The 16,242-nt window shown below is 28.9% G+C and carries 18 protein-coding genes and 1 riboswitch; of the genes, 15 read left to right on the plus strand and 3 right to left on the minus strand.

The features are described from left to right. The first annotated feature begins 114 nt into the window (after nucleotides 1-114). The 10 genes from CJ192_RS01595 to rpsU all read left to right on the plus strand — a co-directional run bounded on the left by CJ192_RS01595 (nucleotide 115) and on the right by rpsU (nucleotide 9,522). Nucleotides 115-942: an exodeoxyribonuclease III gene (locus tag CJ192_RS01595; protein WP_102197515.1), complete on the plus strand. Its 828-nt coding sequence runs from the start codon at nucleotides 115-117 to the stop codon at nucleotides 940-942. A gap of 348 nt (nucleotides 943-1,290) precedes the next feature. Then, the gene (locus CJ192_RS01600; RefSeq protein WP_102197516.1) at nucleotides 1,291-2,190 is read left to right on the plus strand and encodes a diacylglycerol/lipid kinase family protein; all 900 of its coding nucleotides are present in this window, start codon (nucleotides 1,291-1,293) and stop codon (nucleotides 2,188-2,190) included. A 104-nt stretch (nucleotides 2,191-2,294) separates the two neighbouring features. After that, nucleotides 2,295-3,488, plus strand: a complete 1,194-nt coding sequence (locus tag CJ192_RS01605) for a quaternary amine ABC transporter ATP-binding protein (RefSeq protein WP_284781242.1) — start codon at nucleotides 2,295-2,297, stop codon at nucleotides 3,486-3,488. Continuing rightward, nucleotides 3,478-4,323, plus strand: a complete 846-nt coding sequence (locus tag CJ192_RS01610) for an ABC transporter permease (RefSeq protein ID WP_244897264.1) — start codon at nucleotides 3,478-3,480, stop codon at nucleotides 4,321-4,323. The genes CJ192_RS01605 and CJ192_RS01610 overlap by 11 nt, the downstream gene beginning before the upstream one ends. Before the next feature lie 12 nt (nucleotides 4,324-4,335). Further along, nucleotides 4,336-5,223, plus strand: coding sequence for a glycine betaine ABC transporter substrate-binding protein (locus tag CJ192_RS01615; protein WP_102197519.1), 888 nt, complete (start codon nucleotides 4,336-4,338; stop codon nucleotides 5,221-5,223). Between the two features lie 62 nt (nucleotides 5,224-5,285). Next, nucleotides 5,286-6,092 (plus strand): C39 family peptidase, encoded by an 807-nt coding sequence (locus tag CJ192_RS01620; RefSeq protein WP_102197520.1) that lies wholly within the window; start codon nucleotides 5,286-5,288, stop codon nucleotides 6,090-6,092. A 10-nt stretch (nucleotides 6,093-6,102) separates the two neighbouring features. Further along, the gene (locus CJ192_RS01625) at nucleotides 6,103-7,377 is read left to right on the plus strand and encodes a ClC family H(+)/Cl(-) exchange transporter (RefSeq protein ID WP_004816645.1); all 1,275 of its coding nucleotides are present in this window, start codon (nucleotides 6,103-6,105) and stop codon (nucleotides 7,375-7,377) included. A gap of 155 nt (nucleotides 7,378-7,532) precedes the next feature. Then, a complete protein-coding gene (brnQ, locus tag CJ192_RS01630) occupies nucleotides 7,533-8,897 on the plus strand; it encodes a branched-chain amino acid transport system II carrier protein (RefSeq protein ID WP_102197521.1) in 1,365 nt (454 codons plus the stop codon). 65 nt (nucleotides 8,898-8,962) lie between these two features. Next, nucleotides 8,963-9,304: a histidine triad nucleotide-binding protein gene (locus tag CJ192_RS01635; protein WP_058990501.1), complete on the plus strand. Its 342-nt coding sequence runs from the start codon at nucleotides 8,963-8,965 to the stop codon at nucleotides 9,302-9,304. A gap of 38 nt (nucleotides 9,305-9,342) precedes the next feature. Beyond that, nucleotides 9,343-9,522: a 30S ribosomal protein S21 gene (gene rpsU, locus CJ192_RS01640; protein ID WP_040397353.1), complete on the plus strand. Its 180-nt coding sequence runs from the start codon at nucleotides 9,343-9,345 to the stop codon at nucleotides 9,520-9,522. Nucleotides 9,523-9,692: 170 nt separating this feature from the next. Here rpsU and CJ192_RS01645 read toward each other — a convergent pair whose 3' ends face one another. Beyond that, nucleotides 9,693-10,718 (minus strand): lipid II:glycine glycyltransferase FemX, encoded by a 1,026-nt coding sequence (locus CJ192_RS01645; RefSeq protein ID WP_004816785.1) that lies wholly within the window; start codon nucleotides 10,716-10,718, stop codon nucleotides 9,693-9,695. Nucleotides 10,719-10,883: 165 nt separating this feature from the next. Continuing rightward, nucleotides 10,884-10,996, plus strand: a riboswitch (FMN riboswitch). A gap of 74 nt (nucleotides 10,997-11,070) precedes the next feature. Here CJ192_RS01645 and ribD point away from each other — a divergent pair. Genes ribD through CJ192_RS01670 form a run of 5 tightly spaced genes read left to right on the plus strand, consistent with a single transcriptional unit; the run spans nucleotide 11,071 to nucleotide 15,035 of the window. Continuing rightward, nucleotides 11,071-12,150, plus strand: a complete 1,080-nt coding sequence (gene ribD, locus CJ192_RS01650) for a bifunctional diaminohydroxyphosphoribosylaminopyrimidine deaminase/5-amino-6-(5-phosphoribosylamino)uracil reductase RibD (protein WP_102197522.1) — start codon at nucleotides 11,071-11,073, stop codon at nucleotides 12,148-12,150. After that, nucleotides 12,131-12,754, plus strand: coding sequence for a riboflavin synthase (locus CJ192_RS01655; protein ID WP_102197523.1), 624 nt, complete (start codon nucleotides 12,131-12,133; stop codon nucleotides 12,752-12,754). The genes ribD and CJ192_RS01655 overlap by 20 nt, the downstream gene beginning before the upstream one ends. A 5-nt stretch (nucleotides 12,755-12,759) precedes the next feature. Further along, nucleotides 12,760-13,974: a GTP cyclohydrolase II gene (gene ribA / locus CJ192_RS01660; protein ID WP_102197524.1), complete on the plus strand. Its 1,215-nt coding sequence runs from the start codon at nucleotides 12,760-12,762 to the stop codon at nucleotides 13,972-13,974. Beyond that, nucleotides 13,975-14,433, plus strand: coding sequence for a 6,7-dimethyl-8-ribityllumazine synthase (ribH, locus tag CJ192_RS01665; protein ID WP_004816711.1), 459 nt, complete (start codon nucleotides 13,975-13,977; stop codon nucleotides 14,431-14,433). Next, the gene (locus tag CJ192_RS01670) at nucleotides 14,430-15,035 is read left to right on the plus strand and encodes an HAD family hydrolase (protein WP_102197525.1); all 606 of its coding nucleotides are present in this window, start codon (nucleotides 14,430-14,432) and stop codon (nucleotides 15,033-15,035) included. Before ribH ends, CJ192_RS01670 begins: the two co-directional genes overlap by 4 nt. Nucleotides 15,036-15,088: 53 nt before the next feature. Here the strand turns inward: CJ192_RS01670 and CJ192_RS01675 are convergent, their stop codons facing one another. After that, nucleotides 15,089-15,634: a DUF3793 family protein gene (locus CJ192_RS01675; protein WP_004813594.1), complete on the minus strand. Its 546-nt coding sequence runs from the start codon at nucleotides 15,632-15,634 to the stop codon at nucleotides 15,089-15,091. A gap of 4 nt (nucleotides 15,635-15,638) precedes the next feature. Next, a complete protein-coding gene (locus tag CJ192_RS01680) occupies nucleotides 15,639-16,073 on the minus strand; it encodes a flavodoxin (RefSeq protein WP_004813592.1) in 435 nt (144 codons plus the stop codon). Nucleotides 16,074-16,242 lie beyond the last annotated feature (169 nt).

Consider the following 16,242-nt stretch of genomic DNA (forward strand, 5'->3'; position numbering starts at 1 on the left):
CAAATTACTTCTTATTATTACTAATACCCTAAATAATATTTAAATTTCTTTAAATTGCTAAAATTATTAAAATTGGTAAAGTGTTTTTAATAATATAAAAATAAAGGAGTTACAATGAAAATTATTTCGTGGAATATAGATTCTCTAAATGCAGCCCTAACAAGCGATTCAAATAGGGCGAAAATGTCTAGAGATGTTTTAGATACTATTATAAAAGAAGATGCAGATATAATTTGTCTTCAAGAAACAAAATTGCCAAGGACTGGTCCTAGTAAAAAACATAAGGAAATTCTAGAAAGCTATTTCCCTCAATACAATTATGCTTGGATAAGCTCACAAGAACCAGCAAGAAAATCATACGCAGGGTGTTTGACATTTTATAAAAAAGAATTTGAGCCAATAATTTCTTATCCAACTTTGGATGCACCAGATACTATGGATCAAGAAGCAAGAATGATTACTTTGGAATTTGAGAATTTTTATTTAACACAAGTTTACACACCAAATGCTGGTAGTGGTTTAAGTAGGCTTGATCTAAGACAAGTTTGGGATGAAAAATATGCAAATTATTTAGAAAATTTAGATCAAAGTAAGCCGGTAATAGCATGTGGAGATTTTAATGTGGCACACAAAGAAATTGATTTGAAACATCCGGAAAATAATCACAAGTCAGCAGGATTTACTGATGAAGAAAGAAGTGGATTTACAAACTTACTTAATAAGGGATTTGTTGATACATTTAGATACCTTCACGGAGATGTAGAAGGAAAGTACACTTGGTGGGCCCAAAGAGTTAAAACAAGTAAAATAAATAATTCTGGCTGGAGAATTGATTATTTTATAGTTTCCGATAGGATAAAAGAAAATATTAAAGAGTCTGACATTATAGATTCAGGAGATAGGCAAGATCATACTCCTATATATATAAATATAGATATATAAAAAAGAACAGAAAAAAACTGTTCTTTCAGAGCGTAGACAAACCCTCAAGCACGAATATCTGACTTCAAAAATTGTTGATTTCTAAATTTAAAAATTCGTTAAAAAATCGCAAACTCGCTAACGCTCATACAGTGCGATTTTTTAACGAATTTTTAAATTTGAAATCAAATCAATTTTTTCCGTATGATATTCTTAGCGTGAGGATTTGTATACCTTGTCAACAGTCTAAAAGAACAGATAAAACTGTTCTTTTTTTATTCTCAAAGGGTATATAAAGAGTGAAAGATAATTTAAAATAAATTGGTATTTATTTTTTAAATACCTTTTTTAATTTCTATAGGAGTATTTATGAAAAAATGTATGATAATTGAAAATCCAAATTCTGGTGATGGCAAAAATGACGAATATATGGAGGTTTTAATTGGCAAATTAGAAAACGAATTTGATCAAGTAGTTCATAAAAAAACTAAAAAAGAAGGCGATGGGGAAAATTTTTCTAAAAATGCTTGCCTTGAAAAATACGATTCCATTTTTGTAGTTGGCGGAGACGGAAGTTTTAACGAAGTTATAAATGGTATTTCAAAAATGGATTATAGGCCAAAAGTAGGCTTACTTCCGGGTGGAACTAACAACACTTATATGCAACTTATTGGCGGTTCAAACGATTTAAAAGAAGCTATTGATAATTTGTCATTGGAGAAAACCAAAAAAGTAGATATAGGGAAATGTAATGATAAATATTTTTCCTATTATGTATGTTTTGGAAAATTAATTGAAGCAACAACCTCAACAGATTCATCTGAAAAAGAGAAATTAGGTGGCCTTGCTTATGTAAAAAATATTTTAAAAACTATACCAAGTGATGAAACAAGTAAGATACAAATATCATATGATGATAAAACATTTGAATCTAATGCTTCCTTAGTTTATGTTATGACTGTAAATAAGGTTGGAAATTTAGAATTTTCAAAAGATGATGGAGATCTTAGCGATGGAGAATTGAATGTTTTTATTATGACTGAAGAAGGCTTAATGTCAAAGGTAAATGCAGCAAAAGATATGCTTTTTGGAAAAGTTGACGAAAATGAGAATGTAAAATCTTTTACCTGCAAAAAACTTTCAATCAAAAATTTAGAAAATAAAGAAATCGAGCTTGATATGGATGGGGAAGTAAATGGAAAACTTCCTTGTGACATTGAAATTTTAGAAAAGCATGTAGAAATTTACCTACCAAAATCAGGAAATTAGTTATTAAATAAATTTAATAGTTTGCAAAATATCTTGCGTTAATTAATTATAAACAGTATAACTAAAAATGTACTGTGTGACAAAAAAACATGTTAGGAGGTATTTTGTCTACAAAAATTAAAGTAAAAGAATTAACGAAAATTTTTGGACATAATCCCAAAAGAGCAGTTAAACTTTTGAAAGAAGGTAAATCTAAAAAAGAAATCTTAGATAAAACAGGCTTAACTGTTGGGGTAAACAGATGTTCATTTGAAGTTGAAGATGGAGAATTATTTGTAATAATGGGACTTTCTGGTTCAGGAAAATCTACATTAATTAGATTAATTAATAGGATGATTGAGCCTACATATGGAGATATTTTTATTGATGATGAAAATATTTCTGAACTTGATGAAGAAGGTTTAAGAAATGCTAGACGTGAAAAAATGTCTATGGTTTTTCAAAATTTTGCCCTTTTTCCTCATTACACAATTTTAGAAAATGCTGCTTATGGCTTAACCATTAAAAATGGTAAAAGTGAAAAAGCCAATAAAAAAGCTATGGAAGCACTAAAGCTTGTAGGTCTTGAAGGATATGAAGATCAATATCCTGATCAATTATCAGGAGGTATGCAACAAAGGGTGGGTCTTGCTCGTGCTCTTGCAACTGATACTGATATTTTAATAATGGATGAAGCTTTTTCAGCTCTTGATCCATTGATTAGAAAAGAAATGCAAGATGAGCTTGTATATTTACAAAGTGAGATGAAAAAAACAGTATTATTTATCACTCATGATTTAAATGAAGCTTTAAAAATTGGTGATAAAATTGCAGTTATGAAAGACGGCTCACTTCTTCAAGTAGATACACCAGAAAGACTTTTATCTCATCCAAAAAATGATTTTATTAGAGAATTTGTTCAAGATGTTGATAGGTCAAAAGTTCTTACAGCAAGCAATATTATGATAAGACCAGATACTATAAATATTCACAGGCACGGACCAAAAGCTGCACTTTCAAAAATGCTAAGAAGTGGAAATTCAAGTATCTTTGTTGTAAATAACAAAAGAGAGCTTTTAGGCTATGTTCTTGCAGAAGATGCCTCTAATGCATATGCAAAGGGACAAAAAACTCTAGATGGAATTTTAAAAGATGATATGTTAAAAATTGGCATGGATTATCCTTTGGAAGATATTGTTGTTGATATTCAAGATGCAAAAATTCCTATTTGTGTAGTAGATGGAGAAATTTTCAAAGGAATTATTATCAAAGGAACAGTTCTTGCAGCATTATCGAAAGATGAGGTGGATGATGAATAATATACCAAGTATACCATTAGTAGGTTTTATTGATAATTTAGTGGAATGGTTAAGACTTCATGCAAGTTTTATTTTTAATCCAATAAGAGATTTTATTAATTTCACAGTTGAATTATTTATAAAAATATTTTCTGTTTTTCCACCACTGCTTTTTATAATTGTTGTAGCAGCTTTGGCTTACTATTTAACAAAAAAAATTAAGGGAATAACAATTTTTTCTATTCTTTCCTTACTTTTGATCTGGAATTTAGATTATTGGGATGACATGGTAATTACACTTTCTATAGTTGTAACTTCAGCTTTGTTGGCAATAATTATTGGAATTCCACTAGGGATTTGGACATCTAAAAGTGAGAGTGTAGAAAAAGTAATTATGCCTTTACTTGATTTTATGCAAACAATGCCTGCTTTTGTTTATTTAATACCAGCAGTTTCATTTTTTGGAATAGGAATGGCACCTGGAGTAATTTCTTCAGTAATTTTTGCTATGCCACCTGCTGTTAGAATGACAAATTTGGGAATCAAAGAGGTTCCAAGTGATTTGGTAGAAGCAGCTGATTCATTTGGATCAACTCCAAAACAAAAATTATTTGAACTTGAACTTCCAATGGCAAAACCATCAATTATGGCTGGAATTAACCAAACATTAATGCTTACTCTTTCTATGGTTGTAGTTGCATCAATGATAGGAGCTCCAGGACTAGGAAATGTTATTTATACTTCAGTTTCAAGAAATGATGTTGGAGTTGGATTTGCATCAGGAATTGCTATAGTTATTCTTGCAGTTATCCTTGATAGATTAACTCAAGCTTTAAGTAAAAAGAACAATAGATAAGTAGGTGATATAGTGATTAAGAAAAAAATATTTTCTATTATTACCATACTTGCCTTTGTTTTGGTAGGATGTAAGTCAAATAAAACTGATAATGATAAAGAAGAAGTTAATTTTGATTATGCACCAAATGATTATATTATAGGAATCGAACCTGGAGCTGGAGCTATGGATGCAGCAAACCAAGCCATGGAAGACTATGATTTAAAACAAAAATTAACTACAGGATCTTCTGCAGTTATGACTCAAATGCTGGGTGATGCAATTAAGGAAAAAGCACCTATTGTTGTAACAGGTTGGACACCACACTGGAAATTTGCAAAATATGATTTAAAATTTTTAGAAGATCCTAAGGGATCTTTTGGTAAACCAGAAGAAATTCATACCCTTGCTAGAAAAGGCCTAAAAGAAGATAAACCTAATGCATATAAATTGCTTGATAATTTTTATTGGACAGTAGATGATATGCAAGAAGTTTTGGTCGACTTAAATGATGGCATGGATATAAAAGATGCAGCAAAAAAATGGGTCGATAACAATCAAGATAGGGTTCAAAAAATGTATGAGGGAGTTGACAGATCAAATGGTGAAGTTATAAGTCTTGCTCATGCAACTTGGGATAGCGAACTTTCTAGTGCCTACGTTTTAAAAAATATTTTGGAAGATTATGGATTTGAAGTAAGGATGATGGCAGTTGAAGTTGGTCCATTATTTGCAGCCATTGCATATGGATCAGCAGATGTTACACCATCAGCTTGGCTTCCTCAAACTCACAAAAATTATATGGAAAAATATGGTGATATGATTGATGATTTGGGTCCAAATTTAAAAAATGCAAAAATAGGATTTGTAGTTCCATCATATATGGAAATTGATTCAATAGAAGATTTGAAAGATTATTAAATTAAAAGTCGTAATTATATTACGGCTTTTTTTTATTTCTATTTTTATGATATTATTAATACATGAAAAAGTTAATTAATATAATATTTTCAATAATTTTTGTAGTTATGCTTTTATTTTCATTCAAATCGTGTTCTTTTGAAAGTAATGACATAAATTTTTTTGACAATATTTTTAGAAAAGAAAAAACGGATGATATGGATATACTTTATAAAAATATTGAAAAACATAAGGATGATAATGAAAAGACTAGGTGGATTTATGAAAATTTTGAAAATTTATCAGATAAAGACAAATATCTTGTTGGAAATGACATAGATGCTAGTGAATTTATTTATAATTTGAGAAATAATGAGGTTAATTTTGATTATTATCCTGGAGAAAGTGTAGATTACGGAAGAAAGACTCCATATTTTCTTCAATGGGATAATAGGTGGGCTTATAATTTGCTTGGAGATTCTAATATTGGTTTTGCAGGATGTGGACCTACATCTATGGCCATGGTCTTAAAAAGATTAGATCCAAATCTGAATATAAGCCCTATTGATATGGCAAATGATGCCCAAACTTACATGAGTTCAAGTGGAATTGAATGGAGATTTTTCTCAGATGAAGCGAGAAAATATGGATATAATATCCAAAGTATAGAAAATAATAAAAAGTCAATAGTGGATGCCTTGGATAGGGGAGCTCTTATTGTTTCGGTAAAAAAAGGAAATTTCACCTTATTTGGACACATTTTAGTAATTGATTCTTACAGATTTGGAAAATTTATAATAAATGATCCAAATTCTATGAAAAATTCTGAAAAAACTTGGTCTTATGGAAGGATTAAAGATCAAATTGTAAATATTTGGTTGGTATATTAGAGAGGTTAAAATGATAAAAAAAGTATCTTATAAGTTTTTACTAATATCTATTATAATTGGAGCATGTTCTGGACTTGTGATAAGTTTGTTTAGACTTGTTATTCCAAAAATTATGGGGTTAATTTCTAATCTTATAATTTTCGGGCAAGAAAATATATTAAAGTCTATAGTTTTTGTTTTGATTTTTATTTTTATTGGTTTTCTTGTTTCTATCACAGTTAATAAGGAACCAATGATTGGTGGTAGTGGAATACCACAAATTGCAGGAAAATTGAATGATAAATTGGATTATTCTGCTTTTTCCTGCTTGGTTAACAAAATTATAGGGGGACTTCTTTCTATTGGTTCTGGGCTAACCTTGGGAAGAGAAGGCCCATCAGTTCAAATTGGTGGATCTCTTGGTGAAGTTATGGCAAAAAAATTTAATTTAAATAAGGATGAAACTAATGTAATGATTATTGCATCTTCTGCCTGTGGTATAACAAGTGCCTTTACAGCACCAGTTTCAGCTATGGCCTTTGCCCTTGAAGAGTTAATGAAAAAAACATCAAGGATAAATTTTATTTATATAACTTCCACAATTATTTCTTCAAGTATTGTAACTAGCCTAATTATTGGAAATAATCCTGTTATTAAAGTGAAAAATTCTCTAAACTTATCTATTGATTTTTGGATTTTTCTGATATTTTTAGGAATTTTAGTTGGATTTTCCTCAATTTTGTTTAATATGGGAATCTTATATGGTAAAAAAGTTTATAAAAAATTACCAATTTCTCAAACTATAAAATCTATTCTCCCATTTTTTATTACAAGTTTATTTTTACTTTTTGATCAAAGACTATTGGGAAGCGGTGAGAATTTCATAGCCCTTGCAGGGGGAGAAAATGTAGGGATTTCTCTTCTGCTTTATTTTTATTTTATGAAATTACTTCTTTTATTAATAGCTTTTTGTTCGGGAATCCCAGGGGGGATATTTTTCCCTTTACTTGCAATGGGTTCACTTGTTGGAAATTTTTATGGATCGGTTTTATTTAATCTTGACTTAGTTGGTCAAAATGAGATATTGATATTTTCAATGCTTGCAATGGCTGCACATTTTTCTTCAATTGTACGTGCTCCCCTAACAGGGATGTTTTTAATAATAGAAATGACAGGCGGAAGGATAGATTTTTTCTTACCAATCATAATTGTTTCATCTGTAGCTTATCTGGTTGCAGAAAATTTCCGTAATGAACCAATTTATGAATCACTTTTGGAAATTATGGTGAAAAATAAATCTAAATAAGTTAAAAAAATGCTGATAATTATCGGCATTTTTAATTGCCAAATATTTTTTTAAGCTTTTATATTTTTCTATAATGTGTTATAATTTCTCTATAAATATTTTGTATAAATTTAGGAAATTTTATATAAATATTAATAAATAGATAGGAGAATAAAATGAAAAAGAAACTTAGTTTTAACCAGACATTATTGGTTGGTTCTTTACTTTTTGGCCTATATTTTGGAGCTGGAAATTTAATTTTCCCTATAGAGTTAGGACAAAATTCTGGAAATAATTTATACAAAGTTGTATTAGGTTTTATAGTAAGTGGAGTTGGTCTTCCTCTTTTAGGTGTTGTGGCAAGTGCAATTTCTAAAAATGATAGTTTATTTGAGATGGGAAAAACTGTGAGTAATAAATTTGCATTTATCTTTACAACAGCCTTGTATTTAACCATAGGACCATTTTTTGCTATTCCTAGAACCTCAACAGTAGCTTTTGAAGTTGGAATTGCATCAAATGTATCACAAGATAAGGTTAAAATATATTTGCTAATTTTCTCCTTAATATTTTTCTTGACAGTTTTAGCTTTTGCTTTAAAACCAGGAAAAATAATGGATAATATTGGAAAAATCCTTACGCCTACATTTTTAATATTATTGTCAGTTTTAGTTGTGCTTGCAATTATAAAGCCGATGGGAGGTCTTGGAGAAAATCAACCTATTGAAAAATACGGAAATAATCCATTGTTTGTAGGAATCTTAGATGGTTATAATACTATGGATGCTTTGGCAAGTCTTGCCTTTGCCATAATTATTATTTCAAGTATTAGAAAACTGGGAGTTAAAGATTCTAATCAAGTTGCAATAGAAACTTTGAAAAGTGGGATTATATGTCTTATTGCAATGAGTACCGTTTATGTATCTTTGGCTTTTATGTCTTCATCTTCAGTAAATATAATGGAGATAGGAAATAATGGGGGGATAATTTTATCAAATATTTCTTTTCATTATTTGGGAAATTTTGGTAAAATTTTACTTGCTGCAATCGTAATAATTGCCTGTTTGAAAACAGCAATTGGACTAATTATAGCCTGCTCAGAAATCTTTATAGAAATGTATCCTAATTCCTTATCCTACAAAACCTATGCAATAACATTTACCTTAATATCATTTCTGATAGCAAATTTAGGACTTCAAAACATAATCAGCCTTTCTATACCTGTATTAATGTATATGTATCCTCTTGCTATAGTATTGATATTTTTATCCTTATTGTATCCATTAATTGGAAAAAATAAGCTTATATTTTCATTAACTATAGGTTTTACTGCAATTTTTTCTATTTTTGATTTTCTAAGAGCTTTACCTGAAAATATTTCAAATTTAAATTTTATTCAAAGTATTATTGAGTTTGCTGTAAAAACTTTACCAGGTTTTAATCTTGGCTTTGGATGGGTAATTCCTGGATTAGTAGGGTTTATTTTGGCTATTATAATATGTATAATTAAAAAAGATCAAATTAAGCAAATTAATTTGTAAAAACTATAAAAAAATTTTACCTTTTTATAAAAATATGATATTATATTTATCAATGGGGGTGAAGTATGGACTGTGTATTTTGCAAGATTGCTGATGGAGAGATACCATCAGATGTAATCTATGAAGATCAAAAAGTAATTGCATTTAATGATCTAGATCCACAGGCACCTATCCATTTTCTTGTAATACCAAAAAAACACATAGAAAGTTTGGCTAAGTTAGATGAAGAAGATAAGGATATTGTTTCTCATATCTTTATGGTTATTAAAAAAATAACAGAAGATCTAAATGTAGCCGAAGACGGCTATAGGATAGTCAACAATACAGGAGAAGATGGAGGACAAACTGTTAAACACATGCATTTTCATGTTTTAGCAAAAAGGTCCTTACAATGGCCACCAGGTTGATTTCAAACTTAATGTGTGATACGAGAGGGGGGATAGAAATGACAGAGATCAGAGTTGGAGAAAACGAATCAATTGATAGTGCAATTAAAAGATTCAAAAGACAATGCGCAAGATCCGGTGTTCTAACAGAATACAGAAAAAGAGAACACTACGAAAAGCCAAGCCTTAAGAGAAAAAAGAAATCTGAGGCAGCAAAGAGAAAAAAAAGAAGAAAATAGTAATTTAAGGCCCAATAGGGTCTTTTTTTATTTGTAATTTTTGAAGTTAATATCTCAAAGTCAAGTTATGTTAGAGTATAATTTTAAAAATAAAAAAGAATATTGAAAATTAAAAAAACTGTGCCAATAATAGCCTTATTGTTAACACAGTTTTAAAATCGAATCATTAATTAATTGTCACTTTTCAAGTCCTCAGAAAAATCAGTATGATCTTTTTCTTTGATGAATTTTTCGTATGCATTTTTATCTAAAATACACTCTATATTACCAATCCATTTTACAATATTATTATTAGTAAACTTTCTTTTAAATCTATAAAGACCATCATTTATATCTAAGGATTTAACCCCACCTAAATCATAATATCTAATATCGTTGTTACAACAATATCTAATTTCCTCAGCATCTAAGAAATATGATTGCCCAACATCAACATTAAGATTATCTGCTCCATATAAGGCTATAGCATAGTCGTTAAAAGTAATTAAAAAAGAACAAGATAAAAATTCACCCTTATATTTTACAAAAGTCATTCTACCATTATCTTTGTAAGTATCAAATAATCTATAGTAGTAATCAATATTTCTGTAAGTTATTCCTTTCCTATTAGACATATCAGCTGTTATTTGATGAAAAATTTTGACATCTTCTCTTTTACCAACATACAATTCCAAATCTTGTCTATATGATTTCCTTACTTGTTTCCTTCCGTTTTTAGAAAAAGATTGAATTACTTCGTCAAAACTTCTTCCTTTTATATCAAGCATCATTGAAAAAGGAAATTGAACATAAGAGTACATTTTATGGCAAAAATCAATACCAAATTCTTTATATTTATTTATCAGATTTTCGTCATATTCATAATTAGGATCAAATTTGACTAGAAAACCATCATTTTTTCTAGCGTAATCTTTAATTTCATTGATTAATTCTACATTAGTTTTTACATCGTAAAGATCAGAAACCGGTCCTCTTGGGCAATAAAATAATTTTTTTCTAGCTTTATCATTATAAATTGATAACACTTGCGCTACAGCAACTACATTACCATTTTTTTCTATATAAAAATAGTCTATATCCCAATTGTTTTTTATTAAAGTCCATTCTTTAGCTTGATAAAAACTAGATGATGGATGCTTATAAAAAAAATCCCAATATTTTTGTACTTCATTTTTATTATTTAAATTAAGATGCATATTACCTCCAAATCTAGTATAAATACATGATAGCAAATTAATAGGATTTTTTCAATTGTATTTCATTAATAAATGAACAAATTTGATTTATAATGATTAAAAAATTCATGTAAACGATTGACAAAAATAAAATTTGTATTATAATAAAAATGTAAATAAAATAACACAATTCTTCAGGGCGGGGTGTGATTCCCCACCGGCGGTAAAGTCCGCGAGCTTTTTGCTGAATAGGTGAAATTCCTATACCGACAGTATAGTCTGGATGAGAGAAGATTTATTAATTATTCTTTTGAAATAACCAAGGTCCCTGAAAGGGATCTTTTCTTTTGCCGAGAATTGTGGAGGAGGCAAGATGAATGATAAATATTATATGAAAAAATGTTTTGACCTTGCAAAAAATGCAAGAGGAAAAACTTTAAAAAATCCACTGGTAGGTGCTGTTCTTGTTAAAGATGGAAAAATAATATCAACAGGATACCACCATGAATATGGAAAAGTCCATGCCGAAGTTGATTGTTTTAATAATTTAAAAGAAAATGCTGATGGGGCTGTTTTGTATGTAAATTTGGAACCATGTTCTCACTATGGAAAACAAGGGCCTTGTACTTTAGAAATTATCAAGAGAAATATTAAAAAAGTTATAATTTCAAATATAGATACAAATCCTAAAGTTGACGGCCTAACGGTTTTAAGAGAAAAGGGGATTGAAGTTCAAACGGGTTTATTGGAAGATGAAGGCAAAAAATTAAATGAGAAATTTTTCTTCAATATTAAATATAATAGACCTCTTATTGCTTTAAAATATGCCCAAACTTTAGATGGGAAAATTTCTTCAAATACAAATGATTCAAAATGGATTTCAAATGAATTTTCTAGAGAATATGTCCATAGACTAAGAAATGATTATGATGCAATAGTTGTAGGAAAAAACACCTTGATTCACGATAATCCTTCCTTAAATTCAAGGATAGAAAATGGAATTGACCCTGTCAGAGTTATTGTTGATACAAATCTAGAAATAGAAAAAAATTATAAGGATTACAAGATTTTTAATTTAAATAGTGATAAAAAAACTTATATAGCGACTTGTAAAGACACTGACAATCCTGATTTAAATTTAATTAAATGCAAGATGAAAAATAATCATGTTGACCTAGAAGATTTAGTAAATAAATTATACGAAATGAATATAGGATCAATTTTGGTTGAAGGTGGATCAATTCTAAATTATGATTTTTTAGAAGAAGGTCTGGTTGATAAAATTTATGAATTTATTTCACCCCAAATAATTGGTGGCTTTAATTCAAAATCACCTTTTTATGGAAGAGGTGTTGATAAGATTAAAGATGGATATAAGTTTGAAATTGAAGATGTAAAAAGATTTGATGATGATATTATGATTGAGGCTAAAAATGTTCACTGGAATATCTGAAGAAATGGGTAAGATTTTATCTTTTAAAAAGATAAATGATCATGTACAAATTGAAATTGAGGCGAGTCTTGTATTAGAGGATACAAAACTTGGTGATTCTATAATGACCGATGGAGTTTGCCTTACAGTAACAGAAATTACTGATAAAACTTATAAGGCAGATTTAATGAATGAAAGTTTGAAAATGACTAAATTTGATAATTCATATGTGAATAAAAAAGTAAATCTAGAAAGAGCTTTAAGACTTTCAGATAGGCTTGATGGCCATATAGTTCAAGGTCATGTTGATGGAGTTGGGAAAATTAAAAATATTAGAGAAAATATATTTACAATTTCAGCTAGTCCAGAAATTTGCTCTTTAATAGTAAAAAAAGGATCTGTAACACTTGATGGAATATCTCTTACAGTTTCTGATGATAAAAATACAAGTTTTGAGGTAGCCCTTATTCCTGAGACACTTGAAAGAACAAATTTTAAATATAAAAAAATTGGCGATGAAATAAATATTGAAACTGATATTATAAATAGATTTATTAAAAAATCTATGGCAAATAAAAAAGAAGAAAGGTTGGATAAAAACTTTTTATTAGAAAATGGTTTTTAAAAAATATGGAAGAGATTATAAAAGCATTAAGAAATAACGAAATAATAATAGTAACTGATGATGAAGATAGAGAAAATGAAGCTGATATGATTTGTGCTGGAGAGAATGTAACAGGTGAGATGATAAATATTATGGCAAAATTTGCCAGAGGTTTAATCTGTACTCCAATAGGTAAAAATATTGCCAAACAATTTGACCTTGACATGATGGTTCAAAATAATACTGATAATCATGAAACAGCTTTTACAGTATCTATCGACCATGTTAATACAGAAACAGGAATATCAGCTTTTGAAAGAGCAGAAACTATAAGAGCCCTCGCAGATAATAATACAAAACCTAGTGATTTTAGAAGACCAGGCCACGTATTTCCATTAATTGCAAAAGATGAGGGAGTTCTAGTTAGAGAAGGCCATACTGAGGCTACAGTAGATTTGATGAGGATTTCAAATTTAAAAGAGATAGGTTTATGTTGTGAAATTATGGCAGATGATGGTCACATGCTTAAAGGAAAAGCAGTAGTTGATCTTGCAAAAAAACTAGGTATGAAAATGACTAGTGTGTCTGAAATTAAAAAATATATAAAAGAAAATAAGATAGATTTTTCAAAAAATGATGAAAACTCATTAGAAAAAACAAATATTATAAATCTTCCTACAGACCATGGAAATTTCAAGGCTATTAGTTTTTATGACAAAATAGAAAATAAAGAACACCTAGCCTTAATAAAAGGAAAGGTTGATGGTGAAAATATACTAACTAGAATTCATTCAGAATGCTTAACTGGCGATGTATTTTCATCAAATAGGTGTGATTGTGGAAACCAACTTCACAAGGCAATGGAGATGATTGATGAAAATGGGTCTGGAATAATACTATATTTAAGGCAAGAGGGAAGAGGAATTGGCTTATTTAATAAAATAAAGGCTTATCATCTTCAAGAGGAAGGCTATGATACAGTGGATGCAAATATAAAATTGGGTTTTGCTCCAGATTTAAGAAATTACAAAATAGCCTGTCAAATGTTAAAAGAATTAGGTGTAAAATCAATTGATTTACTAACAAATAATCCTGATAAAATTAAGCAGGTTGAAAAATATGATATAAAAGTAAATAAAAGAGTACCAATAGAAATCCATTCAAACCACATTGATAGGGTTTATCTAAAAACAAAAGCTGACAGAATGGGACATGATTTAAAAGAATTTAAGGAGATATAAATGAAAGAATATAGTGCAAATTTAGTATCAAACGGAAAAAAATATGCAATTGTAGTTGCAAGGTTTAATCATTTTATAACAGATAGGCTTGTAGAAGGCTGCCTTGATACATTAAAAAGACATGAAGTAAAAGATGAAGAAATAGAACTAGTAAGAGTTCCAGGAGCTTTCGAAATTCCTCTTGCAGCAAAAAAACTAGTCCACAAGGATTATGATGCTGTAATTTGTTTGGGAGCGGTTATTAGAGGAGATACTTCTCATTATGATTATGTGTGCTCTGAAGTTTCAAAAGGAATTGCAAATGTATCTCTTGAAAGTGGAAAACCAGTTATTTTCGGAGTTGTTACAACAGATACAATTGAACAAGCTGTTCAAAGAGCTGGAACAAAGGCAGGAAATAAGGGAAGTGATGCAGCAGTATCTGCAATTGAAATGGCAAATCTAATGGATCTTATATGAAAATAATTTTTGACTTTGATGGAACTATCCATAAAAGTGACGAAATTTATGAAAAAGCATTTTACCAAACCTTAAAAAAATATAAAATAAAAAAACCGAATCTTGATCCAAAATCTTATCTTGGCTACCCACCAAGAAAAATTTGGGATGATTTTCTTGATAATTCCTATGATAAAGAAAAGTTAATAGAAACAACAGGAAAATTTATGATAGAAAATATGAAAGATTTTGGTTCTTTATACCGTGATACAAAAAAAGTATTAAATATCCTAAAAAAGAAACACGAATTAATAATCCTTTCATCATGTCCTAGAAAATATATTGATACCGCAATAAAATTTTATAAGCTAGACTTATATTTTAGTAAATATTTAATAGGCGAAGATTATGATTATAAGGAAAAATCAGAAATAATAAAAATAAATAAAATAGACAATTTTATAATAATAGGCGATAGAAAATCCGATATAGAGGCAGGCTATTTAAACGATAATATATCCATTTTTGCAAAGTACGGCTATGCTAAAAAAGGAGAAGGCAACTTAGCAGATTATAAAATTGATAAAATAAGCGATTTATTAAAAATAAAGGCTTTGAGCTAGACTCAAGCCTTTATTTTTTTGCAAGTACACATAATTTTTTTATCGAAGAATTATTAATTTACGCATAAGTTACTTATATTTTTGTATCGATTAAAAAGGATTTTATAAGATTTCTTTATTTTGTTGTAATTATTAAAAATTTTTATTTTTTCATCTTGATTATAGTAAACCTTCCAATATCCGTTAATTAGAAATTTATCACCCTTATTTTCAATAAAACCCATTACATCTTCATAAGGATATCCTAAAAATATTCCAATTTCATGGGGAAAGTTTTCAATTTTATACCTAAACTTTAAATGATTTATGCATTGGTTTAGGTCTTGAGTGTTGTAGCCCAAAGACCTAAGGAGAGATTTTGTTTTTTTATCATTTAATACGTATTTTAGCTTGTGGGGTCTGTATGCATAAATTTGAGCGGATGAATGATTATTTTTAAGTATTTCCACGTACATATTTTTTTCATTAAGTATTTCATTCCACTCATAGACCATTTTTTCAATGTCTATATTGTCGGTATTTTTAAATGTAAATAAATTAGCAAGTTTTTTATTAGCCAGAGTTTGTGATGCATAATCAATTAATAATTCTTCATTCATTTTTCTAACCTACAGCTTTAGATAAATCTAATGCCGCCTTTCTACATTCTTCTAATGCTTCATCATCAGGAGTATCATAAGCCATTAATCCATCACGAACAAGATTAATTCCATCATTTTTACACCTATCTTGCCAAATTTCCATCCATTCACCATCTGCCCATTGATAAGAACCAAAAATTAAAACAGGTTTGTCAGATAAATCATTTTCTATACTTTCAAACATAGGTTCAAATTCAGTTTCTTCTAACTCTTCGCTCCCCATAGCTGGGCAACCAAAAGCAAATCCATCATAAAGATTTATAGAATCTTTAGTAAAAGAATTAGGATCAAATAAATCAATTTCTATATCATTATTTTTTAGTTCTCCTGCAATTTCATTGGCCATAGCTTCTGTGTTTCCAGTACCTGACCAGTAAACAATAGCAATTTTTTTCATAATATTAATTTTCTCCTTTAAATTTCTTTGATATTGATAACCTCTATCAACATCTAAGCTAATCATATATTCATTTATTGTTTTTGTCAAGCTATTTTTTAATTATTTTTTAAATATAATAAAAAAACCTTGAGATTATAAGGTTTCAAGATAAAAAAATAACAAAGAC

The organism is Anaerococcus hydrogenalis, assembly GCF_002871895.1.
Classification (GTDB): Bacteria; Bacillota; Clostridia; order Tissierellales; family Peptoniphilaceae; genus Anaerococcus; species Anaerococcus hydrogenalis.

What these genes read in the sequence shown, in the direction of transcription:
- CJ192_RS01595 (WP_102197515.1), top strand. Translation starts at nt 115, where the DNA reads ATGAAAATTATTTCGTGGAATATAGATTCTCTAAATGCAGCCCTAACA.
- CJ192_RS01600 (WP_102197516.1), top strand. Translation starts at nt 1,291, where the DNA reads ATGAAAAAATGTATGATAATTGAAAATCCAAATTCTGGTGATGGCAAA.
- CJ192_RS01610 (WP_244897264.1), top strand. Translation starts at nt 3,478, where the DNA reads ATGATGAATAATATACCAAGTATACCATTAGTAGGTTTTATTGATAAT.
- CJ192_RS01620 (WP_102197520.1), top strand. Translation starts at nt 5,286, where the DNA reads ATGAAAAAGTTAATTAATATAATATTTTCAATAATTTTTGTAGTTATG.
- CJ192_RS01625 (WP_004816645.1), top strand. Translation starts at nt 6,103, where the DNA reads ATGATAAAAAAAGTATCTTATAAGTTTTTACTAATATCTATTATAATT.
- brnQ (WP_102197521.1), top strand. Translation starts at nt 7,533, where the DNA reads ATGAAAAAGAAACTTAGTTTTAACCAGACATTATTGGTTGGTTCTTTA.
- CJ192_RS01635 (WP_058990501.1), top strand. Translation starts at nt 8,963, where the DNA reads ATGGACTGTGTATTTTGCAAGATTGCTGATGGAGAGATACCATCAGAT.
- rpsU (WP_040397353.1), top strand. Translation starts at nt 9,343, where the DNA reads ATGACAGAGATCAGAGTTGGAGAAAACGAATCAATTGATAGTGCAATT.
- CJ192_RS01645 (WP_004816785.1), bottom strand. Translation starts at nt 10,718, where the DNA reads ATGCATCTTAATTTAAATAATAAAAATGAAGTACAAAAATATTGGGAT.
- ribD (WP_102197522.1), top strand. Translation starts at nt 11,071, where the DNA reads ATGAATGATAAATATTATATGAAAAAATGTTTTGACCTTGCAAAAAAT.
- CJ192_RS01655 (WP_102197523.1), top strand. Translation starts at nt 12,131, where the DNA reads ATGTTCACTGGAATATCTGAAGAAATGGGTAAGATTTTATCTTTTAAA.
- ribA (WP_102197524.1), top strand. Translation starts at nt 12,760, where the DNA reads ATGGAAGAGATTATAAAAGCATTAAGAAATAACGAAATAATAATAGTA.
- ribH (WP_004816711.1), top strand. Translation starts at nt 13,975, where the DNA reads ATGAAAGAATATAGTGCAAATTTAGTATCAAACGGAAAAAAATATGCA.
- CJ192_RS01670 (WP_102197525.1), top strand. Translation starts at nt 14,430, where the DNA reads ATGAAAATAATTTTTGACTTTGATGGAACTATCCATAAAAGTGACGAA.
- CJ192_RS01675 (WP_004813594.1), bottom strand. Translation starts at nt 15,634, where the DNA reads ATGAATGAAGAATTATTAATTGATTATGCATCACAAACTCTGGCTAAT.
- CJ192_RS01680 (WP_004813592.1), bottom strand. Translation starts at nt 16,073, where the DNA reads ATGAAAAAAATTGCTATTGTTTACTGGTCAGGTACTGGAAACACAGAA.